Origin of the sequence: Natronobacterium gregoryi SP2, from assembly GCF_000230715.2 — an archaeon.
Taxonomy (GTDB): Archaea; Halobacteriota; Halobacteria; order Halobacteriales; family Natrialbaceae; genus Natronobacterium; species Natronobacterium gregoryi.
The window spans coordinates 1,217,807-1,241,516 of the sequence record NC_019792.1 but is presented as its reverse complement, the minus strand read 5'-3'; the positions used below and the strand labels follow the sequence as shown (position 1 = coordinate 1,241,516).

The following is a 23,710-nucleotide window of genomic DNA, read 5'->3' as shown; positions in this document are numbered from 1 at the left end:
GTAGGCGTGCCCGGCGTTCGCCGACATCTCTCAGTATCTGACAGTCATATACACGTCCGTCCACCGAGAGTTTACAGAAGTACTACTGTAAATAATGGGTGGTTGACCGTCGTTCCGATCTCCGTTCGGTAGCGAATAACGTTCGAACTACTCGAACGCACCCGCTGCTATCGGCCGGAATTTTCTGATTTCGATCAAAGATTGCTCGAATTAGCGGACGAACGGGGTGCGGTTCGGTCGCTCGAGAACGAGGTCGTTTCCGCTAGTCGAACGACCTCGACATCCATCCCTACGTCGTCTGGGAGTACTCGTCGACCCACTCCTGGAGCGTAATACCCATCGTCGCCTGCGTGATGGCGTTCGAAGAGGCCGAGTTCGCGCTCTGTACCAGTTCGGCCTCGAGCGTCCGGTCGGGAATTTCACCGAGGAAGTGTGGGATCGCCCGCTGGACAGACAGTGGACAGCCGACCTCGTGGGCCAGCGCGTACCCCGAGATAGAGTGCGGGATCGTCTCGCCGCCGTACCGCGGATCGGTGTCGGCGAGGATGTCGTCGTCGACGTGGTCGGTGTACTCGTAGCACTTGCCCACGTCGTGGAGGAGACAGGCCGCGACGGTCGTATCGATGTCCGGGTCGGCCCCGTGGAACTCGCGTTGCTCTCTCGCACTCTCCAGGGCGATCCGGGTGACGCCACGGACGTGTTCGACGTTCGTAACCTCGTGGATGTTCCAGGCGTAGGGGACGTCCTCGACGTGTCGCCAGCCACCTCGCCGCAGGCCGAGGCTCCAGGCCTCGACGACCCGGTCGGCGAGGGTGGAGTCGTCGATCCGCTCGAGTTCGGGAAACGCGTCGCGGACTTGCGTGTCGTAATCGGATTCGGACATAGTCTGTGTGTCGTCTGGACGGCGACTCGAGTAGCTCGGTGCCGTCGTTCCCGTCAGTAGCTTTCTGGCGCGATCCAATAAATTATGAGGTCGTCGTCTCAGACGGACGCTGTACCGAAGCGACCGCGACTCGTCCGGCAGTTGCACCGGTAGAACGGTACAACAAGTCCGTGCGACCGACAGCAGCCCGTATCATAGCCGCTCGCCGTCGACGAACAGTCCTGTCCCTGCTTTGGGGGCTCTCGGCGTCGCCGAGCACGTCCGCCGCCCAGGTGAACTTCCCGCACTCGCTTCGTTCTTCGTGGCTCTTCTCGCATCCCAGTGCGAACAGGAGCAGTTCGGCCGCTTCCATCGACTCGACCGTGATACCTGCATGGTCGACACGCAGTGCTGGCAGGTCGCCCATACTGGCTACGCGAACCGAACCCTCGTAGTGTGTAACTCGTTCTCACCCATCGATAGGCATGTGAACACACCGATAGAACAAAGTCACCCGCGTCCGACAGAGGACGTGTATGCTCAAGCTGGTAGAGTTACTCGTTCGCAAGGACGAGTACAGCCACGAGGAGTTCGTCGAGCGCTGGCAGGCCGACCACGCCGAGATCGCTCGCGAACTGCCGGGCCTGAAACGGTACAGTACGTCCGTGCCGGCCGATCCCGAGGCCGTCGAGTACGACGGCGTCCTCGAACTGGTCTTCGAGGACGAGGACGCGCTGAACGAAGCCTTCGCCTCCGAAGACGGTCAGAAGGTCCAGGCAGACGCCGCCGAGTTCGTCGACATCGGGGCCGGCCCCCGGTTGATCGTCGAGGAGACCGTCCACGTCGACGAATGACGACCGCCAGCGAACTCGTCGAGACGCTCGAGGCCCTAGACATCGAGTACGTTTTCGGCTATCCCGGCGGCAGGGTAATCGAACTCCTCGAGTCTCTGCCCGACTCAGAGGTCGAGTTCGTCCGGCCACGCGACGAGCGCGAGGCCAGCGTCATGGCGGAGATGCACGGCCGTCTCACCGGTACACCGGGTGTGCTCGCCGGCCAGGGACCGTGGATCGGCAGCCTGGGCATGATCGGCCAGATGGAGGCGCGACTGGCTTCCTCGCCGATGGTCGTGCTCACCGAGGCCTCCGAACGGGGCGAGTACTCGACGCTCGCGCCCTACCAGCAGGCCCGCGGCGACTACGGCGGCTTCAGCCTCCCGGACATCCTGGATGGGGTCACCAAGGAGTGGTGGTTCCCTCGGACGCCGACCGAGACGCTGCGATCGGTCCAGCTGGCGTTCAAACACGCCGTCGCGGGCCGGCCCGGGCCGACGGCAGTCATCCTCGACGGCGACGCGATCGCCGAAGACGTCCCCGACGACCCGACCCCGTCGACGTGGGATGCCGCCGAACAGACCCGGACGTGGGACGCCGCACCGACCGCAGAGGACGTCGCCGCGGCCGTCGAGGCCCTCGAGGACGCAGAGCGACCGGTCATCGTCGCGGGCAACGGCGTCCACGTCGCGGGTGCCTACGACGAACTCGCGGCCGTCGCGGAGACCTACGACTGTGCCGTGACCACCTCCTATCTCGGGAAGTCGACGTTCCCCGAGACCGACGAGCGGGCCGCCGGCGTCATCGGGTCGTTCGGCCACGAGGGAGCGAACCGCGTCGTCAGTGAGGCCGACGCGCTGCTCGTCGTCGGCTGTCGGCTGAACCCGATGGACACCAACTGGCAAGCGCCCGAGTTCATCCGGCCCGACGAACAGACGATCGTCCACGCCGACGTCGACACGCGAAACGCCGGCTGGGTCTACCCCGCCGACGTGGGGCTGATTGGCGACGCCAAAGAGAGCCTGGCGGCGCTTGCGGAGGCCGGCAGCGGCGAGAACGGGTGGGCCAGACCGCGTGCGGCCGAGGCCCGTGAGTGGTTCACCGCGCCCGAGTGCGAGGACGACTCGAGTCCGATCAAGCCCCAGCGTGCAGTCGCGGAGATCGAGTCGGTCGTCGACGAGGAGACGATAGTCACCGCAGACTCCGGGAACAACCGGTTCTGGTTGCTGTACTACCTCCAGACGCCGGCCGTCGGCACCTACTTTGGCAGCGGCGGCGTCGGCGGCATGGGATGGTCGACCCCCGCCGCGGTGTCTGCGGCTCTGACGACCGAGAACGACGTCGTCGGCGTCGCCGGTGACGGCGGGTTCGCGATGACGATGAACAGCGTCGAGACTGCCGTCGAGTACGGCGTCGCGCCGACGTTCGTCGTCTTGAACGACACGAGTCTCGGCATGGTTCGACAGATGCAAGACGAGGCCGGCGACATCGCCGGCGTCGAGTTCCACGACACCGACTTCGTGGCCGCCGCCGAGGCATTCGGCGCTGTCGGCCGGCGCGTCACGACGCCCGACGAACTGGCCGACGCCCTCGAGTCGGGTAAAGCGGCGGACGTTCCACACGTCGTCGACGTCCGCATCGACCGCGAAGAGGGGATGGCCGAGACGCTGTCCTCGTCGTTTTACGACTCTGTCGGGGGACTCCACGAGTAACGATGCGAACGACTACACGAATTCGACGACCATACAGCACACATGACTGACGATGCGACCGTACTGGTAACCGGCGGAACCGGCTTCATCGGTTCCTACGTGGTACAGGACCTGCTCGAACAGGGCCACGACGTCGTGGCTTACGACCGTTCGACGGACACGGAAATCTTGGAGAAACTCGGCGTCGCCGACGACGTCGAGGTGCGACGCGGCGACGTCTCCGAGCCGACCGACGTGGTCCGCGCGCTCGAGGAGTCAGGAGCGACCCACGTCGTTCACCTCGCGGCACTGCTGACGACGACGGCACGGGAGAACCCGCGTGCCGCGGCTGACGTGAACATCATGGGGACGAACAACGTCTTCGAGGCCGCTCGTATCTTGGACGACCAGGTCGAACGCGTCGCGTGGGCTTCCTCGGCAGCCGCCTACGCATCCCCAGAGAACTACGACGCCGAGTGGGTCGACGAGGGCGAACTCGTCTATCCCGACACGCTCTACGGCGCGACCAAGGAGTACAACGAACATCAGGCCCGGGTCTACCACGAGGACTACGGACTCGATCACGTCGCCTTACGCCCGACCGTCGCCTACGGCCCCCACCGCGAGACCGGCGGCTCCGCCTTCCTCGCGAACGTCGTCGAGAAACCCGCCCTCGGCGAGTCCTACAGCGTCGAGTACGGCGACCAGCACGTCGACTGGCAACACGTCGAAGACATCGCACAGGCGTTCCGGAAAGCCGCCTTCACCCCCGAAGACGACCTTTCTCAGCGGGTCTACAACGTCCGCGGCGTGCTCGCGACGGTCCGTGAGGCCGCCGAAGCCGTCGAGAGCGTCGTGCCCGACGCCGACATCACCGTCTCCGACGACGGCGAACTCCCTTGGACCCAGAACTTGGACATGACCAGGGCTCAGGAGGACCTGGGCTACGAGGTCCAGTACGACCTCGAGTCGGGCTTCCGGACGTACGTCAACGTGCTCCGGAAGGAGGACGGACTCGAGCCAGTGTGACCGTCCCGACTCTGTGACCTCGCTATCGCTTTCGGTCTGGACGGCGTCGACCGCCTCCGTCGAGAAACTACCTCTTTCGTAAACGCGTTTGACCGTGCCCTCCTCCGTTCCTCGAGTTCGCCGGGGTCGACGAGTTCGAGGTCGTCCGGCGTAAACGACAGGGCGTTGGCCAGTCGTTTCTCGATCGCATCACGGAGTCGGTCGCGGTCGAACGTCGAACGTCGACTCGAGTTCCGGGTCGAACTCGAGTCGCTGCCGGTAGAACGGCACGTTCTCGCAGGTGTGTTCGGCGGTCTCCCGGCGCGGGTTCGACTGGACCTCGCGTCACTCCTCGCGCGAGCGAGACTCGGTTGGTACTGCCATGTCTTTTCATATTGTCCACCGTTCTGTACCAACGCGCTTGGATTTCGCCGAAAGAACTGCGGCGCGGTCGTGCTACTCGAACCGCTCGAACGGCTGCTCACAGCCGTTGCAGTAGTGCATCGATCGACACAGCGACGGCCCTTTCGGGTGTTCGCGAACCGTGTTCGTCGATCCACAGTAGGGACACTCCGCGCCCGTCTCGTCGCCGCCAGTCGTAACGCTTGGATCGGGTTCTCTCATACGCTCAGTCCGAACTCTCGCAGGTCGTCTTCGCCCTCGTCGGTCACCATCTCGACGGTCCACTCCGGACTCCAGACGAGCCGTAGTTCCACGTCGTCGACGTCCTCGAGGGCCACGACCGACTCCTCGACTTCCGTCGTCAGCATGTCGCGTGCCGGACATCCCGAATAGGTCAGGGTCATGTCGACGGTGGCGACGCCGTCTTCGACGTCGACGCCGTAGATCAGTCCGAGGTCGACGATGCTGATCGGCATCTCGGGGTCTTCGATCTCGTAGAGGGTCTCCCACACGTCGGCCTCGAGGCCGGTCGCGTCGTCGCCAGTCGCGGGCAGTTCTTCGACCGCCTCGCCCTCCCGGTAGTCGGTGTACGCACAGGGCGTGGTGTCGGGGTCGTCCGGCGTGTCGTGGTTCATTATTCTGGGTGCGCCATGATCGTGGTCGCTTCACTGCGCTCGAGTTCGCGGTAGGTGTGGGTAAACTCCTCGTGGAGTTTCGCCCAGGCGTCGGTGTGGGTACCGTCCCGGCCGAGAGCTTCGGGGAGGGTGTCGTCGGGCACCTCGAGGTCGTAGTCGTCGTAGTGGACGATCTCCGAAACCGGCGTCTCGAGGTCGAGATCCTCGAGATACGGGACGACGATCGAGAGCCACTCTGCACGAAGCGCCTCGAGGGAGGCGTCACGGAAGCCGGCCTCGACGATCGTCTCCTCGAGATCGTCGTCGACGGCCCGCGGTTCGTCGCCGCTCGCGTCTCCCGTGCCGGAGGTCGGCGCGGCCACTTCGAACAGCGTCAGCGCGTGCGGGAACAGCCGATCGACGGCGTTCTGCAGGCGCTCGTGGCCCTCGTCGCCGTCGGCGAGCCGTTCCATCCAGCTCTCCGCGTGTTCGCGGTGGTACTGCTCTTCGCTCCGGACTTTGCCGACGCGGTCGGCGATCTTTGCGTAACTCGACTCCGCGAGCGACTCGAGTCGGAGCTGTTCGGCGACGTCGTAGAGGTAGTGTCTGAGGACGACGTCGGCCCAGTCGCCCTCGTCGAACGGTCGTTCGGTCAGCGTGCTGTGTCGCCACTCGTCGGGGTCGCGCTCGTAGATCAGTTCGTGTTCTTCGTGGCCCAGATCCTCGAGAACGTCGTACCACAGTCGAGCGTGGCCGAGTTCGTCCTGGGCGTTGTTCGACAACGCGAGATCGGACTCGAGAGACGGTGCCCTGACTTGCCACTCGGTGTAGCGTTCGGCCAGCACGAACTCGTCGTCGGCCAGTCTGAGCAACAGCGACTCGAGGGCTGTTGCCTGTTCGTCGTCGAGGTCGGCGGAGGAGTCGAACCCGCTCATCAGACCACCTCGTTACGCCGTTCCTTGGCGTCTTCCTGTTCGCCCGAGGACTCGACTACCTCGCTTGCGTCGTCGGCGGTGACGTCGTACCCCGTCGCCCAGCGGTAGCTCTTGTCGGTTGCGCCGCCGAAGGCGTACTCGTCGCCGTCGAGTTCACCGATCTCCGTCTTGGGGACGACCCAGAGGTTGTTCGTCGGCTTGCGCCGGCCGTGCTGGATCGCGGCGAACTGCTTTGCCATCTCGCGGTCCGGTGCGTGAACGTTCCCACAGTGGGTGTGGTACTCGCCTTGCTCTTCCTGTCGGAATACTTCCCAGATCATGGTTAGTCGGCAGCCTGTGGTGTCTGGCCACCCGACGGCACGTCGGTTCCGTCGATCGTCTCCCGAACCCACTCGACGGCCTCCTGTGCGGCGTTGCGCCCCTCGATCTGGCCGACGCCGGGTTCGTACTCGTTTTTCGCGATCGTGAAGAACTCCGCCCAATCTAAATCGTCTTCGACGACCTCGTAATCTCCCTCGTCGTTTTTCCGGATGCGGGGCTCGTCAGGGATCTCGAGGCCGTACTGTTGGGCTTTCGGGATGTACTGGTTGAGGAAGGCCGTCCGGAGTTCGTCGTTGGACTTCTGTTTCAGACCGACGTCGGCGGCGAAGTCGTGGTGTTTGCTCTGGTCGTCGGTTGGGCCGAAAAACTGGATGATTCGGGGCCACCACGTCTCGAAGGCCTCCTGGGTCTTTTGCTGTTCTTTCCGCGAGCCACTCATCAGCGTCGCGAGGATGTCCTCGCCGTGTTTGACGTGGAACCCTTCCTCGAAACAGACCTTGTCCATCGCGTGAGCGTAGGGCTCCCAGCTGGTCCGACGAAGCGTCGCCTGCCGGCGCATCGCCGCACCGTCGACGAAGAAAGCGATCATCGCCGTCTCGGGCCACCCTTCCATCGGGTAATGAAAGCAGTTGAGGAACTTCCCGTCGCCGTTTGCGAGGTCGTCTAGCATCTCCTTGCGGGTCTTGACACCAAGCGACTCCGCCGCACGGTAGAGCAACTGCCCGTGGCCGATCTCGTCTTGTACCTTCGCGGAGAAGGCGAGTTTGCGGTCGATACTCGGTGCTTGCCGGATAAACGGCCGCTCTAAGTACGCGCCCATGATCTCGCTGTTGGCGTGGAACTCGATCATCCGGGTCGCCGCCTCGCGGTACTTCTCGGGGAGGTCGTCCGTGGGGCTGAACTCCCGCGGTCCCGCTCGGTCTTTGACCGTTTCTATGTGCATTGTTCACGAGTAAACATGACCGAGACATCCTTAGCAATTCACCACTATATAACGAGGTTTTATCTGTACTGGCCGAAAACATGGCTATGATTGACAGACACACGCTATGATCGAAGAGTGCCTCGCAGTCGAGTTCCGAGTTCAAAACGACGACTGTCCGCTCGCGGAAGCCACACGAGCCATCGACGTCGACGTCGATGCCCAGCCACCCCAACACCGGAGCGACGGTTACGACCTCCTGCAGTTCGTCACGCCACAACGAGACGAACTCACGCACGTCCTCGAGGCCGACGATCGCATCTCGTACCTGCACGTCTCGAGAACCGACGGCCGGTACCAGTACCGGTGTCTCTCGAAAGCTCCCTGTGTCGTCCAAGAACTGATCGACGGCGGACTGATCGTCGAGACGCTACGCTACCGGAACGGCGAGGCGACGATTTTCGGTGCCGTCGTCGGCCGTGACGTTCTCAAAGGCGTCATGGCCGCGGCAGGTGACGCCGTCGGCGTCAAACTCGAACGCGTGTATCCGCTCCAGACCGAGACACGAGAATCGGCCAGCCCACGGTGGGACCTCACTCCTGCACAGGAAGCATGTATGCGGACGGCACTCGAGATGGGGTACTTCGCGATTCCCCGAGAGACGACGTCCGAGGCGGTCGCCGCGGAACTCGGGATCAGCAAGTCGGCGTTCCTCGAACGCCTGCGCCGTGGCGAGCAGGCGCTCCTCCGGCAGATTTTCAGCTAATCGGTAACTTCTTTTCTCCCGGAGTACCGTGTCACTGTATGACGGACCTCGACGCCGTTTGCCAGCGCATCCAGAGCGACGCTTACTGCGAGACACTCGGTATCGACCTGGTCGACCTCGAGCCTGGAGCCGCACGGACCAGACTCGAGATCACCGCGGAACTGCTGAACTTCCACGGCACACCTCACGGCGGTGCTGTTTACTCGCTCGCCGACGCCGCGTTTGCGGCCGCCTCGAACTCCCGTGGCGACACCGCGGTCGCGCTCGAGACGAACATCTCCTATCTCGACGCAGTCGCGGTCGGCGACGTCCTCACGGCGACCGCCGAGGAAACCCACGTCACCAGTCGGACCGCCGAATACGAGGTCGCCGTCACTGACGACGACGACGACCGTATTTCGACGTTCCGTGGGCGGGTGTACCTGCTGGACTGAGACGGTTTCTTGTCCGTCATTTCCGGGCCACCAGCGCCCCGAAGCGGGTGCACCGGGAACTCGGTACAGCAATCCGTCCGAAATACACGGGGGCAGTCATACAGTTTGCTGTAAGTCATTTCCGGCGCGACCACAGGAGGGCTCGCGGTCACGCCGGTAAATCGTTACAGCATTCCGTATCAGGCAGTCACGCCGAGATACCGATCGAGAATCGCTTCGTCCTCCTCGAGTTCCGCGGAACTGCCCTCCCAGACGATCTCGCCCTGGTTGATGACGTAGTTGTGGTCGGCTAGCTCGAGACTGACGTGGACGTTTTGCTCGACGAGCAAGACGGTGATCCCCTGCTCCCGGAGTTCGCGGACGATGTGCATCACGTCCTTGACGATGTAGGGAGCGAGTCCCTCGGTGGGTTCGTCGAGCAAGATCAGGTCGGCACCGGCGACCAGTGCGCGTGCGATCGCGAGCATCTGCTGTTCGCCTCCCGACAGCGACGAGCCAGCGTTTTCGGTCCGTTCTGTTAGGTTCTCGAACATCTCGAGTGCCTCCGCGACCGAGAACGCGTCGACCTCGGTCGAGCCGCCGTATGCTGCCAGTTCCAGGTTCTCGCGGACGGTCAACTCGGGGAAGATCCGCCGTTCCTCGGGGACCAGCGAGAGGCCGCGTTTAGCGCTCGTCGTCGCGTCGAGGTCGGTTATCTCCTCGCCACGATAGCTGACCGTCCCGTCGGTCGGGTTGACGATCCCCATGATAGACCGGAGCGTCGTCGTCTTCCCGGCACCGTTGCGACCGACCAGCGAGACGATCTCGCCTTCGTCGACAGTCAGCGAGAGGTCGTGTAACACCTTCGTCTCGCCGTAGCCGGCGTCGACCTCCTCGAGTTCGAGCACGCGGTCGGCGCTCATTCGGCCATCCCCCCGAGGTAGGCGTCTTGGACGGCCTGGTTGCCGGCGATGTCTTCGGGTGTTCCTTCCGCGAGAATCTGGCCACGATGCAACACGGTGATTCGGTCGGAAAGTTCCATGACGAGTTCGATGTCGTGTTCGATCAACAGCAGGGTCTGATCGACCAGCACTTCCTCGATGAGATCGATCGTCTCCTGGGTTTCCTCGACGCTCATGCCAGCGGTCGGCTCGTCAAACAGCACGATGTCGGGATCGGTCGCCAGCACGACGCCGATCTCGAGTCGCCGTCGGTTCCCGTACGCGAGCGCGTCGGCCTCCTCCTCGGCGACGTTCTCTAGGCCGATGCGCGTGAGGATGCGTTCGGTTTCTTCGTTCATCCCGTCGTAGCTGTCGGTCGGTTTGAAAAGCGACTCGACGAGGCTGTACTCGTCGCGGCTGACCGACTGAGCCGCCAGCCGGACGTTCTCGCGGACGGTGAGTCCGCCGAAGACGTTCGAGATCTGGAACGATCGACCCATGCCACGGCGGACGCGTTCGGGCGGCGAGAGGTCGGTAACTTCCTCGCCGTCGAAGTAGATCGTCCCGTCGGTGACGGACAACGCCCCCGTGATGAGGTTGAACAGGGTGGTCTTACCCGCTCCGTTGGGACCGATGATGCTCCTGCACTCGCCGCGTTCGACCGCGAGATCGACGTGGTCGGTCGCGGTGAACTCGCCGAACTTCCGGACGAGCCCCTCGGTCCGGAGGATGACGTCACCGTCGGTGAACCGTTCGCGCTCCTGTGGTTCCACCGTCACTAGTCGTCACCTCGCGTGCTCGAGTCGCTCGTGGCCGGTTCGGGGTCCGGGCCTGGTCCGCCCGGAAGGTGCGGTGCGAGCAGTTCGGGGACCGAAACTAGCCCTCGCGGCAAGAAGATGACGAACAGGACGAATATCGACCCGAGCACGAGCCGCCAGCGTTCGGTGACGCCAGTGAGAACGTACTCGAGGCCGAAGAACGTGGCCGAGCCGACGATCGGCCCGTACAGCGTCCCCATCCCGCCGAGGATGACCATCACGATCACTTCACCGGAGACCATCCACTCGGCGGTGGCGGGGAAGACCCGGCCCGTAAAGAGGGTGTACAGCCCGCCGGAGAGGCCGGCGAGTGCTCCGCTGACGACGAACGCTCGACGTTTGTACGTGACCGTGTCGTAGCCGAGAAACGTCGCGCGCTGTTCGTTCTCCCGAATGGACGTAAGCACTGCGCCAAACGGCGACTGGAGCATCCGGCGAGTGAGCAAGAAGCCGGCGACCAGCGCGAGCAACACGACGTAGTAAAACAGCAGCCGACCGGTGATGGCTACCGGCCCGAGGAAGAGCCCGATCGAGTCGAGTTCGACGCCGACGCCGCCGATCCCGTAGACGGGATCGAGCCCGAAGATGCCCTCGGAGCCACCAGTAATCTCGAGTCTGGTGACCGCGTTGTAGAACAGTTCGGCAAACGCGAGGGTGATCATCGCGAAGTAGACGCCCGAGACCCTGATCGAGAGGTAGCCGACGACCCACGCGACCGCCGCCGAGATTACGATCGCAAGGGGGAGCGCAACGAACACGGACGGCGTCACCTGCTGGAGAGTGATCGCGACCACGTACGCGCCCAGTCCGTAGAACAGCGCGTGACCGAGCGACACCAGCCCGGTGTACCCCATCACGAAGTCGAGACTGAGTGCGAACAGTCCCCAGATCAGGACCTCGATCAGCAACGTGACGACGAACGTCGAGTACAGCCACCCTGCCCCGAACGGCACCAACACGAGCAATCCGACCATCGCGACCCCTAGCCGGTTGCGGGTCTTGGGGTCGAGGAAACCACCATTACTCCCGGTGAGCAGTTCACCGCCCTCGTCGTCCGGCGTTTCGGTGCCGAACAACCCGCGTGGCCGGACCAGGAGGATACCGATCATCAGCAGGAAAAGTACCATTCCCTCGAGGAACGGGACGTACGGTCGCAAGATCGATTCCTGCAGAATGCCGACGAAGAGTCCGCCGGCGACTGCACCCTTGAAACTCCCCAGGCCGCCGAGGACGACGATGACGAACGCCGGGATGATGACGGACATCCCCATCTCGGGGTTGACTTGCCTGCTTCCAGCGAGGATGATACCGGCAAACGCCGCCAGAGCCGCACCCACGCCGAACACGAGCGAATAGTATCGATCGATGTCGATCCCGAGGTTGCGCACCATCTGGCGATCCTGGGAACCGGCACGAATGATGAGGCCGTACCTGGTGTACTCGAGCATCGCCCAGACGGCGACGGCCATCAGGCTGCCGGCGACGATGATAAAGAGGTTGTACGCGCTCACGCCGAACCCGAACACGGAAATCGTCCCACTGACGACGTCCGGTCGCGGCAGGCTCGAGGCACCTGGTCCCCAGACCAGGTATATCAGGTCGTTCAACACCAGCACGAGGCCGAACGTCAGCAGGATGTGATAGAGCGGGTTGCGCCCGTACAGCGGCTGGACGGTGTATCGTTCGATGGCCACGCCGATCACGCCGACGAGCAACGGCGCGATCAGTAACGCGGCGAAAAACGCCGTCCCGCCGAGCGGTGCGATCACCGCAAGCGCGAAGTACGCACCGAGTGCGAACAGTTCGCCGTGGGCGAAGTTGATGACGTGCATGACGCCGAAGATGACTGAAAGCCCCGCGGCGAGCAGTACGTACACGACACCGAGTGTCAATCCATCCAACAGCTGTTGTGTGAGTCCAGCAAGCATGGGTGTTCAGTACTTACGCTCGGCCGTCACAGCCGACGTCTTCACAGTCTGGAATCGCGTCCTCGCCCTCGAGCTGTTCGAGGTCGAAGGTGACGCCTGGAACCTCACCGTCGTCCGGTTCGACGAGTTCACCCATCCAGACCGGGTTCTCTGCCTGGCCGTCACATTCCCGGAAGCGGTTCGGGCCGAAGATCGTCTCGTGCTCGAGGCCGTTGAGCACCTCTTTGACCGCGTCCGGATCGCGCGAACCGGCTTCCTGGATGCCGTTGGCGAGCATCCGGATCGAATCGAAGCCGACCCGCGAGAAGTTGTCCGGTAGTTCGTCGAACTCGTCTTCGTAGGCCTCGACGAACGCCTGGTTGTCACCGATCTGGAGTTCCGGTGAGTATCGGACGCCGCTGTAGACGCCGACGGCCGAGAGCCCGGCACCGCCGCGGACGGGAGTGAACGATCCCGTCGTCGTGACGATGGGGATGTCGTCTTGCAGGCCGCGCTCGCCGGCTTGCTGCAGGAAGATCCCGAGGTCTGCACCCGTCATCCCGACGACGAGAGCGTCGGCCTCGTCAGCCTCGTCCTGGATCTGCGTGATGAACGCGTCGAAGTCGGTCGCACCGGGGTCGGACGCTGTCTCCCCGACGTTCTCGTAGGAGTCGCTCAGTGCCGCCATTCTGGCCTCGAACTCGTCGCGCACCGACTCGCCGTAGACGTAGTCTGCGATGTGATAGAAGATCCGGTCGCCTAGTTCGTCGTCGGTCCACTGGGCCATCACCTCGGTCATCTGGGCGGTGTTCGTCTCGAACCGGAAGACGTACTCGCTGCAGTTGTCGCCAGTGATCGAGATGTCCGCCGCACCTGGCGTGTACACGACGCCGTTTTCTTCGGCGATGTCGGCAACCGCAAGCGCCGAGGAACTGCTGATACAGCCAGTGAGAAAGTCCACTCCGTAGTCCTGAATGGCCTCCTCGGCCTCGCGAGTCGCGTCCGCAGGATCGGTCTGCGTGTCGAAACTCTCGTACTCGAACTCGAAGTCGTACTCGTCGCTCTCGTTGACCCACTGGATGCCGAGCTCGTTGCCTTGGTGGCGCTCTTCGCCGAGTTCGGCGAACTCACCGGTTCGCGGCTCGAGAACACCGAGTCGTACTGTGTCGAACTCCTCGTCGTCTCTCCCGGTTGCTTCTTCCGGATCACCGACGCAGCCAGCCAGTCCAATCACGCTGGCGACGCTGCCTCCCGTCATTGCTTTGAGAACGTCTCGTCTCCGGCTATGTGGGTTGTCACCTCGAGACATAGACTGAATTATTGATAAACACCTATAAATATAAACCGCTTTTTGTGGGTGGTTTATTGGTGGTGCTGGAAATATCGTCCGAGTCTGCGGTGTCGGTCGAACTGGGCCGTGAACCGATCGGGAACGTTATGGGTAATAATGACAATCAGTATGTGTGTACCGCATACTGGTCGCACTCGACACCGACGTAGCGCGTGCCGAGTCACAGGCGTCGACGATCGAATCGCTCCCCGGATCGACCGAGGACGTGACTGCAGTTCTCACACACGTATTCCAGGACAATCCAGATGGACGGTCGGTCCAGCAACTCGACGGCGTCCGACACATCGCCGACCGGTTCGACGAGGCCGGTATCGACTACGAGTACTACGAGACGAGCGGCGAGCCGGCTCCGGAACTGATCGAAGCAGCCACAGCCCTCGATGCCGACATGCTCTGTCTCTCCGGGCGAAAGCAGACGCCGACTGGGAAGGTCATCTTCGGGAGCGTCACCCAGTCGGTGATCCTCGAGACCGACCTGCCGGTCGTCACCGTCAGCCCCGGCGAGTGACGCCCGTCGTCACCGACGCCGAGCCGACGGCGCTCGAGCAACCTACGCGATACACACGTTCTCAGACAGTCTGCTGTCGGTCAGTTCCGGCGCGACCGCGAGCACGCCTGCGGTCGCGCTGGGACATCGGTACAGCCGTCTGTCTCAGTCTGATGCTGATCGACCCCTCTGTCTTCCTGAACGTCGACTGGCTCGAGCGTCGCCTCCGGCTGGCGATCGCCGAGACGTCAGGACGGCAGGCCCTGCGAGAAGTCGTTCGGACTGGGACTGTGCTCTTGCCATTACTTCTCTCACTGAGTGTGACTCCACCACATGATTTTTATCGAGGGAATTCGATTGTGTGGTGAGGATGAGTTATAAAGCGATAGAGACAGCGTCCCGAGCGGAGATCCGTGAACTGCAGAGCGAACGGCTCCGCGAGACTGTCCGCAACGCCTACGAGAACGTGGCGTACTACCGGGACGAACTCGACGCTGCGGGCGTCTCTCCGGACGACATCGAGACGGTCGAGGACGTCGAGAAACTCCCGTTCACGACGAAATCGGACTTCCGTGAGGAGTATCCCGACGGCCTGTTCGCGGTCGACGACGAGGCGGTGCGGCGAATCCACGCTTCCTCGGGGACGACGGGCAAGCCAAAGATCGTCGCCTACACCGAAGACGACCTCGAACTCTGGAACGAGGTGGTCGCGCGGTCGCTCGTCGCTGCGGGCGTCGAACCGGGCGACACCGTCCAGAACGGCTACGGCTACGGGCTCTTTACCGGTGGGCTCGGCCTCCACTACGGCGTCGAGGAACTGGGTGCGACGGTGATCCCGATCGGCGGCGGCCAGACCCAGCGACAGGTCGAACTCCTGGAGGACCTCGAAAGCGACGTCCTGAGTTGTACGCCGTCGTACGCGCTGTACCTCGCGGAGACGGCCGAAGAGATGGGCGTCGACCCACGCACCCTTCCGGTCTCGACGGTGATCTTCGGGGCCGAACCGTGTACGGACCCGATGCGCGAGGAGATCGAACAGCGACTCGACGTGACGGGGATCGACATCTACGGGCTCTCGGAGATCATCGGGCCAGGCGTCTCGAACGAGTGCCACGAGGCCCAGGACGGCCTGCACATCTGGGAAGACCACTTCTATCCCGAGGTGGTCGACCCCGCCACCGGCGAGCCACTCCCCGAGGGCGAAGAGGGCGAACTCGTGTTGACGACCCTGACCAAGGAGGCGCTGCCAGCTATCCGGTACCGCACCGGCGACCTCACCACGCTCACCTCCGAGAAGTGTGCGTGTGGTCGGACGATGGTCCGCATGGACAACGTCACCGGCCGTGCCGACGACCTCATCATCGTCCGCGGCGTCAACCTCTACCCCAGCGAGATCGAAGCCGTCGTCCTCGAGTTCGACGAGGTCGCGCCCTACTACCGGATCGACCTCTCCCGCGAAGACGCCCTCGACCGACTCGAGTTACGCGTCGAACTCGAGGCGACGTTCGACGGGGACCGCGACGCGCTGGCCGACCGCGTGCTCACGCGACTCGAGAACGTCCTCTCGTTTACCCCGGACGACCTCGAACTCGTCGACCCCGGCGAACTCGAGCGCACGGAAGTCGGGAAGGTAAAGCGCGTCTACGACCATCGGTGACCTGAGATCGACGTCACGTCGGAGCCGTGGCAGTCTCGCCGCGTCGGTAGTGCCGACTGTGAAATCCCGTAACCGACTGTCTGTGTCCGTTTTCGGGTGGCGTGGCAAACTATTTGTATACTCATTGGAATAATTACGTATGGCATACAGTTACGAGCCACATCACTTCGAGGAGTTCGAGGTCGGACAGGAGTTCGAGAGCGTCGGTCGAACTGTCACGGAAGCCGACTTCGTGATGCACTCGGCGCTATCCGGCGACTGGACGGAATTACACACCAACGCCGAGTACGCCGAGGACGGCCCCTTCGACGGCCGCATCGCTCACGGTCCGATGACGTTCGTCCAGGCGACGGGTTTCGTCTACCGCACCGGGATCGTCGAACGCACCGCCTACGCGTTCCTCGGGATGAACTACATGGACCTGCCCAACCCCGTCTACATCGGCGACACGCTCTCGCTCGAGATAGAGGTCAGCGAGACGAAAGACGTCGGACACGACGATGCCGGACTCGTCGTTCTCGATACCGTGATGACGAACCAGGACGACACCGTCGTCTTCGAGGGCGACATGAAATTCCTGATCAAGCACGAGGAGTGACCGTATGCAGGTTCGCGACGCGGATTCTGTCCGGTATCTCGCGTTCGACCGACCGGACACACGAAACGCGTTCACGGCGGACGTGGCCCGTGACCTCGCAGCCGAACTCGAGGATCTCGACCCTGGAACACTCGATGCGGTCGTCCTCACCGGTGCGGGCGAGGCGTTCAGTGCCGGTGGTGACGTCGAGGCGATGGCCGAACGAGACGAGACGACGGCAGAGGCGTACGAACGCATCCGGGAGACGCTGGGTCGCGTCGCCGAACGAGTGTTGACCGCTCCGGTCCCCATCGTCGCGAAAGTCGACGGTGACGCCGTCGGTGCTGGCCTCTCGCTGGTCGCCGCCGCAGATTTCGCCTACGCTGCCGAATCCGCCAGGTTCGGTGCCTCGTTTATCAACGTCGGGCTCGTTCCCGACATGGGTGCCACCGTCACTCTCCCCCGACTGGTCGGCCTCCGGACGGCCAAAGCACTCGCGCTCACCGGGAAACTGATCGACGCCAGGACGGCCGACGAACTCGACCTCGTCAACGAGACGGTCCCCGACGGCGACCTCGACGCACGAATCGACGAAATCCTCGAGACGCTCGCCGCTTGCCCGACCGAGAACGTCGGTCTCGCGAAGCGGGCGATTCACGACAACCTCGGGCGGCCCTGGAGCGACGGCCTCGAGCGCGAGGCGTCCGTCCAGTCGCTGGCGTACGACACGCCGGCACACGAGGAGGGAGTCGACGCCTTCCTGACCGATCGGTCACCCGAGTTCGAGTAGGGACCACACCACGTGGATTTATTCTGTGTCGAAGACCAGTTCTGTCACTGGTCTTCCAATCGTGGTATCCAGATCGGCCGCCAACGTGGGCGACCGTCGTCACTGGCTGTCTCGCGCTGCTGTGGTTCCCGCTCAACTCGATCGCCCTCGAGACGGTCGTCTGGACCTGGGTAGCGGCCGGGGCCGTCGTCGGTGTGATCGTACTGGGTCCAGTCATTCGGTTTCTCGACGACTCCCGCGTCGGCGACTGGGGACGAGAGATCGGCGAGAACGGACGGCAGATCGTCGTTTTGTGTCTCGTCGGTGCAGCGGTGGTTGCTGGAGTCTAGGCCGCGGGTCCGGTCGACCCTGCTCTCAGTTTCGTCGGTGGCTTCGTGACTGGGATCTCTGTCCACGTCGCGATGCACGTGATTCACTCGTACGGTTTGCTGTCGGTCAGTTCCGGCGCGGCGGTGACTCCTCCTGCGGTCGCGCCGGGACATCGGGACAGCAGTCCGTATCAGGCGAGGTCAGTGGCTGGCGCTAACTGCGCACGACCGACCCCTGAAACCCCATAATTACCATATCAAGTTTCTATAACCTAAACTGATCATTCTTGGGTAAGGCCGGCCGCTAGATCGACATCGGCGTAGCCAGACAGCCGTCGATCCGAGTGTCAAATTCGTCACTCACCTATCTGTATTCCGGCCGTAAATCGGGTTCTAGGGATTAATAGGCGTGATCGAGTGATCGCCTCCGGTGCGGTCCTCGATCTCCGGAGGACGACTTGCGATCTCGGCAACCGCTTCTCGGTGATATTTATTATTTATATTTTATAAACTTCTTTCTGTTTTGCTGCTATCATACAGTCGCCTCGAGCTGAGTAGCTGACACAAGACTCAATTTCGGGGCCACCCAACAGTCGACCGACCATGACGGACCGAGACGACGACTCGGACCCGGTCGAATCGCTTCTCGAGCGAACCGTCGAACGGGACGATATCGTCGAGACGATCGTCGAGCGTCCGGTCGAAGGCCTTCTCGAGTCCTCGAGCGACCAGGAGCGCTAGGACGGAGTCGACACGAGTAGCGGCCTGGGACTCTCCACTGCCCACGCGGAGTGCGAGAAACAGCGTTACTCGAGTCCTCTCTGTCCGGCGGACTCCCGGACCGCGAGCACGACGACACCGGTTCCGAACTCGACCTCGAGTCTGCCACCTTCCGGCCCGGAAGTGCAGCATCGGCGTCCCAGCCCGTGACGGAAGCGAACTCGACCACGAGTCCGGACGGGGCTTCGACGGGCAGACGAACGCAGTCCCTTGCGACTACTCGAGTGCCGCCGGTGGGTCCGGCAACTTCGTTTGCTCGTCGGGGTCGTGATGAACGACGACGGTAGCGTCCGTCTTCCGTGCACGACTTCGAACCCGCTGGATCGACTCGAGGGAGTCCTCGAGCGACCAGACGAAAGACGGCACTCGCTCGCGTTCGTACCCCTCGCGGCTGTTTGCGACGTCGGCGGCGAGGACGACGGTTTTCGACTCGAGTTCGACCGCGAGCGACTGGTGGCCGGGCGTGTGTCCCGGCGTCGGGAACGCCACGACGCTGCCGTCGCCGAAGAGGTCGTACTCGCCGGTGATCGCTGTCACGTCCATCGACTCGTCGCGCAACGGTGAGAAGTCTCCCTCAAGGTAGAACAGTCGCTGGACACCGTCAGGCCAGAACGCGTACCGTAGCTCCGACTTCTGGACGATCACCTCGGCGTCCGGAAACGCGTCGACGTTGCCCGCGTGGTCGACGTGGAGATGCGAGAGCACGACGTAGTCGACGTCTTCGGGTTCGTACCCCAGCGCGGCGAGATGGTCGGTCGGCGATTGCCCAACCGCGAGGTCGAGCGTCTCGAGAAACGCCGTCATGTGGGCCGCGCCGCTTGGCCCGTACTCCGCGGGATCGGCTGCCATCTCGCGGCTAATCCCGGTATCGAAAAGCACCAGCCCCTCCGGATGCTCGAGCAGGTAACACGGACACCAGCCGGTGTAGGGGTCGCCCGGTTTCTCGAGTTGGACGGCCATGCTGTGATCGAACGTCCACTCGGCGGTGTTGAGCCGGTAGAGACGGTGGACTCCCATACTCGTACTGAAATCGCCCGTCCAAAGAACGTACTCCCTAACTGCGCTTCAGTCGTCCGGATCGTTGTAACGTTTTCCCGGTGATCGCTGCCCCGCTCGAGCGATCACCGGGAAAGATCACAACAGACCGTATCAGGCCGTCCGGGTTTGCTCGAGTTGATTTTCCGCGTAGATCGACTCGAGTTCCGCCTCGAACTCGTCTAAGATCGCCCGACGCTTCTTTTTCATCGTCGGCGTCAGGAGGTCGTTCTCGTCGGTGAACTCGATCGGGATTAGCCGGTACTCCTTGATGGTCTCGTGGGACTCGAACCGCTCGTTGACCGCCTCGACCTCGCTGTCGACGCGCTCACGAACCCATGCGTGATCACAGATTTCCTGGGCGCTGTCGGGAAGGTCGATTCCCTCGTCTTCGGCGCGCCGACGGAGAGCGTCGACGTTGGGGACGATCAGCGCGCCGACGAACTTCTCGCCGTCGCCGACGACCAGACACTGCTCGACGAGTTCGCGTGCGGCGAAGGCGTCCTCGATCGGGGCTGGTGCGACGTTCTTGCCGGTCGAGAGCACCAGCAGTTGCTTCCGTCGCTCGTGGAACTCGATGTAGTCGTCCGGTCGGATGGTGACGATGTCGCCGGTGCGGAACCACCCATCTTCGAAAGCCCGATCGGTCGCCTCGGGTTTCTCCCAGTACCCTTCGGCCACGTTCGGCCCTTTGACCAGCAGTTCGCCGGTCTCGCCTTCGGTGTTTGCTGTCTCGCCGTCGGGAACGACCGAGTCGTCGACGGTGACTTCACAGTCGACGACCGGCGGACCGACGGTGCCGATCTTTGGCTCCTCGGGTGGGTTCGTCGTGACGACCGGTGCGGTCTCGGTCAGGCCATACCCCTCGTAGATGGGCAGCCCCATCCCGTGATAGAGGGTACAGAGGTCCGACGAGAGCGTTCCCCCACCGCTGACGAGCAGTTCGATGTTACCACCCAGTGCCTCCTTGACCTGACTGAAGACGAGTTTGTCCGCGATCGAGAGTTCGGCCTCGAGGATCGGTCCTGGATCGTCGGCCCGCTGGTACTTTCGGCCGACCGCTGTCGCCCAGTTGAAGATGCGCTCTTTGACGGCCGATTCGGTCGCCTGCTCGCGGATGGCGTCGTATATCTTCTCGTACACCCGTGGCACGCTCGTCGCTCCGGTCGGCTGGACCGTGCCGAAGTCCTCTTTGAGCGTCTCGGAACTCTCGGCGTAGGCGACGGTCGCACCGGCGGCAAACGGAAGGAAGTGCCCCGCAGTGCGTTCGAAGACGTGGGCCAGCGGTAGGTACGAGACCATCTTGCTGTCACCGTCGATCGACGCCGTCTCTTCGTCCTTGTCCGGCCGTGGACCGACCCGCCGATAGACCTGGTTGACGTTTGCCCGGAAATTACGGTGGGTGAGCTTGACTCCCTTCGGCTGTCCCGTCGTTCCGCTCGTGTAGATGATACTCGCCAGGTCGTCCACGTCGGGTTCGTCGAGCCACCGCTGGTAGGCGTCCGACTCGAACGCTTCGTCGCCGATTCCGTAGACGTCCGCCAGGGTGTAGACGTCGTCGCGGTCGTCGTACCCCTCGAGTTCGTCCATCGAAACGAGAAACTCGAGGTCGAGGTCGTCTTCGACCTCGAGCACTCGCTCTAGCAGTTCCTCGTTTTCGACGACGACGCCGTCTGCGCCCGGATCGTCGAGCAGGTACTGGACTTTCTCCGGCGAAGACCCCTTGTAGACGGTGGTGACGACCGCGCCGGCCGACAGCAAGGCGAAGTCGGTCTGGGCCCACTCGAGGCGCGTCTGTGCAAAGATACCGACGCGGTTACCGGTCTCGACCCCCAGTTCGCGGAAGCCGGCTGCCAGCGCACGAACGACTGCTCCCATTTTGGCGTAGGTGAGGCTAGCGTACTTTCCGTCCGATGCAGCGGGAAACGCCACGTCGGCCAGGCTTCGGTCGTAGACGTGTCCCTGGTACTGCTGGGCGACCGCGTCGGCGTTTCGGATGACCGTCTTCTCGAACATCCGACCGAGCGTCTCGGTCGCCAAGACGTCGCTTTCGAACTCTCGTTCTGCATCTTTCCAGCCCATGGTTTCCCGTACCATGGACGCGCACCTACATGAAAGCTGGGTATAATATACCGTTACCGAACCGAACTACGTACGTCACAGGTCTCTTGGAGTGACCAGATTTATCTGCGGGACTCTATAGGTTTTCGTCGTAAATCCTGTCGACGCGATTCTCGAACCGGTCGAGGATGACTCGGCGTTTCTTTTTCATCGTCGGCGTCAGCATTTCGTTTTCCTCGGTGAACTCCTGTGGCACGAGTTCGAACTGCTTGATCCGTTCGTATGGCTCGAACTCTTCGTTGATTCGGTCGACTTCTTCCTGGATGTGGTCACGGACGCGCTCGTCGTCACAGAGATCGCCGGGCTCGTCTGGCAGGTCGATTCCTGCTTTCTCGGCCCATTCACGGACGTGATCCGTGTCGGGAACGAGAAGCGCACCGACGAACTTCTCGTCGTTGCCGACGACCATCGCCTGATCGACGACCTCGCTTGCGGCGAAGGCGTCTTCGATCGGGCCGGGTGCGACGTTTTTTCCGGTCGAGAGAACGATAAGTTGCTTCACGCGATCCCGGAACTCGACGTAGCCGTCCGGACGCAGGTGGACGATGTCACCTGTCTTGAACCAGCCGTCTTCGGTGAACGACCGATCAGTCGCGCCCGGCTTGTCCCAGTATCCCTCGGTGACGTTCGGGCCCTTCACGAGGAGTTCACCAACCTCGCCGGGGTCGTCGAACGCCGCCTGATTGGCGACGGACTCGTCGATCCGCAACTCGACGTCGGGGAGTGCCGGGCCGATCGTGCCGATTTTGGGCTCTTCGGGCGGATTGACCGTCACGACGGGCGCAGTCTCGGTCAAACCATACCCCTCGTAGATGGGCAACCCCATCGCGTGATAGAGCGTACACAGCTCTTTCGAGAGACTCCCGCCGCCGCTGATCAGAATCTCGAGGTTGCCTCCGAGACCCTCCCGAACCGTCGAGAAGACGAGCTTGTCCGCGAGCGCCTGTTTCGCCGAGAGAATCGGACCCGGCGTATCGGCTTCCTGGTACTCGACGCCGACGTCGGTCGCCCAGTCGAAGATACGCTCTTTGACGGCCGATTCGCTCGCCTGCTCGCGAATCGCGTCGTAGATCTTCTCGTAGACCCGCGGGACGCTCGTCGCCGTGTTCGGCTCGACAGTCTCGAAGTCCTCCTGAAGCGTGTCGGGGTCTTCCGCGTACCCCACACAGGCTCCGCTGGCGAACATCAAGAAGTGGCCGGCCGTCCGCTCGAAAACGTGAGCCAGCGGCAGGTACGACACCGTCAGCGAATTCTCGTCGACCGACGCCACGTCGTCGTCTCTATCCGGCCGCGGTGCCATCCGTTTTCGGATCTGGTTGACGTTCGCCCGAAAGTTCCCGTGTGTGAGCTCGACCCCCTTCGGCTGGCCCGTCGTTCCGCTCGTGTAGATCAGGCTCGCAAGGTCGTCCAGCCCGGGCTCGTCCACCCACCCCTGGTAGGTCTCGAGATCGAACGCGTCGACACCGAGTTCGTAGACGTCGGCGAGCCCGTACACGTCGTCGCGGTCGGCGTACTCCGTGAGTTCGTCCATCGAGACGAGAAACTCGAGGTCGAGGTCATCTTCGACCTCGAGAACGCGCTCGAGGACGTCTTCGTTCTCGACGACGACGCCGTCGGCGTCAGGGTCGTCGAGCAGGTAGCGGACCTGGTCCGGCGAAGAACTCTTGTAGACGGTAGTGATCACTGCGCCGGCCGACAGGAGAGCGAAGTCCGCCTGTGCCCACTCCATCCGGGTGTTCGCGAAGATGCCGACGCGGTCTCCAGTGTCGATGCCGAGCTCGCGAAAGCCGGCCGCGAGGTGACGGACGATGTCCCGCATCTCGGCGTAGGAGATCGTCCGGAATTCGCCCGGCGTAGCGGTCGATAGCACTGTCCCGGTCAACGATCGCTCGTAGACGCCCCCCTTGTACTTCTGTGCTGGGCGATTGACGTTTCGTTCGGCCGTGTTTTCGAACAGTCGTCCGAGCGTCGTCTCCCCGATCACCTCGTCGTCGTACTCCCGTTCGGCCCCCTTCCAGTTCATATACTGGGTCTCCATATACTGTGTGAAGGTGACTCGTATGCGATAAAATGTATGTAAACTGGTCTAGTTTGTACTCGCGTTTATTCTCGACGATGACCGTCGGTAGTAGCTGGCGTCAAAACGGATCGCTTCTCACCGTGGCCGACCG

24 protein-coding genes are annotated in these 23,710 nt (G+C 62.9%); 10 read left to right on the top strand and 14 right to left on the bottom strand.

Annotation, left to right across the window (positions count from 1 at the left end):
• Positions 1-289: 289 nt before the first annotated feature.
• Positions 290-883 carry an HD domain-containing protein gene (locus NATGR_RS06070; protein WP_005575433.1) on the bottom strand — a complete coding sequence of 198 codons (594 nt, stop codon included), beginning with the start codon at positions 881-883 and terminating at the stop codon, positions 290-292.
• A gap of 515 nt (positions 884-1,398) precedes the next feature.
• Here NATGR_RS06070 and NATGR_RS06060 point away from each other — a divergent pair.
• From NATGR_RS06060 to NATGR_RS06050, 3 genes are read left to right on the top strand one after another with little or no spacing between them, the layout of a single operon-like run.
• Entirely contained in the window at positions 1,399-1,716 is a 318-nt protein-coding gene (locus NATGR_RS06060; RefSeq protein ID WP_005575431.1) for an EthD family reductase, read from the top strand.
• Entirely contained in the window at positions 1,713-3,407 is a 1,695-nt protein-coding gene (locus tag NATGR_RS06055; protein WP_005575430.1) for a thiamine pyrophosphate-binding protein, read from the top strand. The genes NATGR_RS06060 and NATGR_RS06055 overlap by 4 nt, the downstream gene beginning before the upstream one ends.
• Positions 3,408-3,449: 42 nt before the next feature.
• Positions 3,450-4,415 carry an NAD-dependent epimerase/dehydratase family protein gene (locus tag NATGR_RS06050; RefSeq protein WP_005575429.1) on the top strand — a complete coding sequence of 322 codons (966 nt, stop codon included), beginning with the start codon at positions 3,450-3,452 and terminating at the stop codon, positions 4,413-4,415.
• 435 nt (positions 4,416-4,850) lie between these two features.
• On the opposite strand, the gene paaE is transcribed toward NATGR_RS06050, so the two are convergent.
• Genes paaE through paaA form a run of 5 tightly spaced genes read right to left on the bottom strand, consistent with a single transcriptional unit; the run spans position 4,851 to position 7,609 of the window.
• Positions 4,851-5,018 carry a 1,2-phenylacetyl-CoA epoxidase subunit PaaE gene (gene paaE / locus NATGR_RS19870; protein WP_005575428.1) on the bottom strand — a complete coding sequence of 56 codons (168 nt, stop codon included), beginning with the start codon at positions 5,016-5,018 and terminating at the stop codon, positions 4,851-4,853.
• Positions 5,015-5,431 carry a 1,2-phenylacetyl-CoA epoxidase subunit PaaD gene (gene paaD / locus NATGR_RS06045; RefSeq protein ID WP_005575426.1) on the bottom strand — a complete coding sequence of 139 codons (417 nt, stop codon included), beginning with the start codon at positions 5,429-5,431 and terminating at the stop codon, positions 5,015-5,017. Before paaD ends, paaE begins: the two co-directional genes overlap by 4 nt.
• On the bottom strand, positions 5,431-6,345 hold the full coding sequence (gene paaC, locus NATGR_RS06040) for a 1,2-phenylacetyl-CoA epoxidase subunit PaaC (protein WP_005575425.1): 915 nt from the start codon (positions 6,343-6,345) through the stop codon (positions 5,431-5,433). Before paaC ends, paaD begins: the two co-directional genes overlap by 1 nt.
• Positions 6,345-6,665 (bottom strand): 1,2-phenylacetyl-CoA epoxidase subunit PaaB, encoded by a 321-nt coding sequence (gene paaB, locus NATGR_RS06035; RefSeq protein ID WP_005575418.1) that lies wholly within the window; start codon positions 6,663-6,665, stop codon positions 6,345-6,347. Before paaB ends, paaC begins: the two co-directional genes overlap by 1 nt.
• A 2-nt stretch (positions 6,666-6,667) precedes the next feature.
• Entirely contained in the window at positions 6,668-7,609 is a 942-nt protein-coding gene (gene paaA, locus NATGR_RS06030; protein WP_005575417.1) for a 1,2-phenylacetyl-CoA epoxidase subunit PaaA, read from the bottom strand.
• A 106-nt stretch (positions 7,610-7,715) separates the two neighbouring features.
• On the opposite strand from paaA, the gene NATGR_RS06025 reads away from it, so the two are divergent.
• Both NATGR_RS06025 and paaI read left to right on the top strand, forming a co-directional pair.
• Entirely contained in the window at positions 7,716-8,354 is a 639-nt protein-coding gene (locus tag NATGR_RS06025; protein ID WP_005575416.1) for a helix-turn-helix domain-containing protein, read from the top strand.
• A 38-nt stretch (positions 8,355-8,392) separates the two neighbouring features.
• On the top strand, positions 8,393-8,788 hold the full coding sequence (gene paaI / locus NATGR_RS06020) for a hydroxyphenylacetyl-CoA thioesterase PaaI (protein ID WP_005575415.1): 396 nt from the start codon (positions 8,393-8,395) through the stop codon (positions 8,786-8,788).
• Positions 8,789-8,967: 179 nt separating this feature from the next.
• Here paaI and NATGR_RS06015 read toward each other — a convergent pair whose 3' ends face one another.
• Genes NATGR_RS06015 through NATGR_RS06000 form a run of 4 tightly spaced genes read right to left on the bottom strand, consistent with a single transcriptional unit; the run spans position 8,968 to position 13,691 of the window.
• Positions 8,968-9,690 (bottom strand): ABC transporter ATP-binding protein, encoded by a 723-nt coding sequence (locus tag NATGR_RS06015; RefSeq protein ID WP_005575414.1) that lies wholly within the window; start codon positions 9,688-9,690, stop codon positions 8,968-8,970.
• Positions 9,687-10,487 carry an ABC transporter ATP-binding protein gene (locus NATGR_RS06010; RefSeq protein WP_005575412.1) on the bottom strand — a complete coding sequence of 267 codons (801 nt, stop codon included), beginning with the start codon at positions 10,485-10,487 and terminating at the stop codon, positions 9,687-9,689. The genes NATGR_RS06015 and NATGR_RS06010 overlap by 4 nt, the downstream gene beginning before the upstream one ends.
• Positions 10,487-12,454 carry an ABC transporter permease gene (locus tag NATGR_RS06005; RefSeq protein WP_005575411.1) on the bottom strand — a complete coding sequence of 656 codons (1,968 nt, stop codon included), beginning with the start codon at positions 12,452-12,454 and terminating at the stop codon, positions 10,487-10,489. The genes NATGR_RS06010 and NATGR_RS06005 overlap by 1 nt, the downstream gene beginning before the upstream one ends.
• Before the next feature lie 13 nt (positions 12,455-12,467).
• Entirely contained in the window at positions 12,468-13,691 is a 1,224-nt protein-coding gene (locus NATGR_RS06000; protein WP_005575410.1) for an ABC transporter substrate-binding protein, read from the bottom strand.
• Between the two features lie 205 nt (positions 13,692-13,896).
• Between NATGR_RS06000 and NATGR_RS05995 the strand changes: the two genes are divergently transcribed.
• The 4 genes from NATGR_RS05995 (at position 13,897) to NATGR_RS05975 (ending at position 17,295) form a co-directional block, all read left to right on the top strand.
• The gene (locus NATGR_RS05995; RefSeq protein WP_005575408.1) at positions 13,897-14,292 is read left to right on the top strand and encodes a universal stress protein; all 396 of its coding nucleotides are present in this window, start codon (positions 13,897-13,899) and stop codon (positions 14,290-14,292) included.
• Positions 14,293-14,641: 349 nt separating this feature from the next.
• A complete protein-coding gene (gene paaK, locus NATGR_RS05985; protein WP_005575403.1) occupies positions 14,642-15,928 on the top strand; it encodes a phenylacetate--CoA ligase PaaK in 1,287 nt (428 codons plus the stop codon).
• Positions 15,929-16,067: 139 nt separating this feature from the next.
• The gene (locus NATGR_RS05980; RefSeq protein WP_005575402.1) at positions 16,068-16,526 is read left to right on the top strand and encodes a MaoC family dehydratase; all 459 of its coding nucleotides are present in this window, start codon (positions 16,068-16,070) and stop codon (positions 16,524-16,526) included.
• 4 nt (positions 16,527-16,530) lie between these two features.
• Positions 16,531-17,295, top strand: coding sequence for an enoyl-CoA hydratase/isomerase family protein (locus tag NATGR_RS05975; RefSeq protein WP_005575401.1), 765 nt, complete (start codon positions 16,531-16,533; stop codon positions 17,293-17,295).
• 44 nt (positions 17,296-17,339) lie between these two features.
• Here NATGR_RS05975 and NATGR_RS05970 read toward each other — a convergent pair whose 3' ends face one another.
• Positions 17,340-17,702: a hypothetical protein gene (locus NATGR_RS05970; RefSeq protein WP_101932252.1), complete on the bottom strand. Its 363-nt coding sequence runs from the start codon at positions 17,700-17,702 to the stop codon at positions 17,340-17,342.
• A gap of 504 nt (positions 17,703-18,206) precedes the next feature.
• On the opposite strand from NATGR_RS05970, the gene NATGR_RS19300 reads away from it, so the two are divergent.
• Positions 18,207-18,344 carry a hypothetical protein gene (locus NATGR_RS19300; protein WP_015233390.1) on the top strand — a complete coding sequence of 46 codons (138 nt, stop codon included), beginning with the start codon at positions 18,207-18,209 and terminating at the stop codon, positions 18,342-18,344.
• Positions 18,345-18,599: 255 nt separating this feature from the next.
• Here the strand turns inward: NATGR_RS19300 and NATGR_RS05965 are convergent, their stop codons facing one another.
• From NATGR_RS05965 to NATGR_RS05955, 3 genes are all read right to left on the bottom strand, one after another.
• Positions 18,600-19,400, bottom strand: coding sequence for an N-acyl homoserine lactonase family protein (locus NATGR_RS05965; protein WP_005575399.1), 801 nt, complete (start codon positions 19,398-19,400; stop codon positions 18,600-18,602).
• A 132-nt stretch (positions 19,401-19,532) separates the two neighbouring features.
• Positions 19,533-21,500, bottom strand: coding sequence for an AMP-dependent synthetase/ligase (locus NATGR_RS05960; protein WP_005575398.1), 1,968 nt, complete (start codon positions 21,498-21,500; stop codon positions 19,533-19,535).
• A gap of 115 nt (positions 21,501-21,615) precedes the next feature.
• A complete protein-coding gene (locus NATGR_RS05955; protein ID WP_005575397.1) occupies positions 21,616-23,562 on the bottom strand; it encodes an AMP-dependent synthetase/ligase in 1,947 nt (648 codons plus the stop codon).
• Between the last annotated feature and the right edge of the window lie 148 nt (positions 23,563-23,710).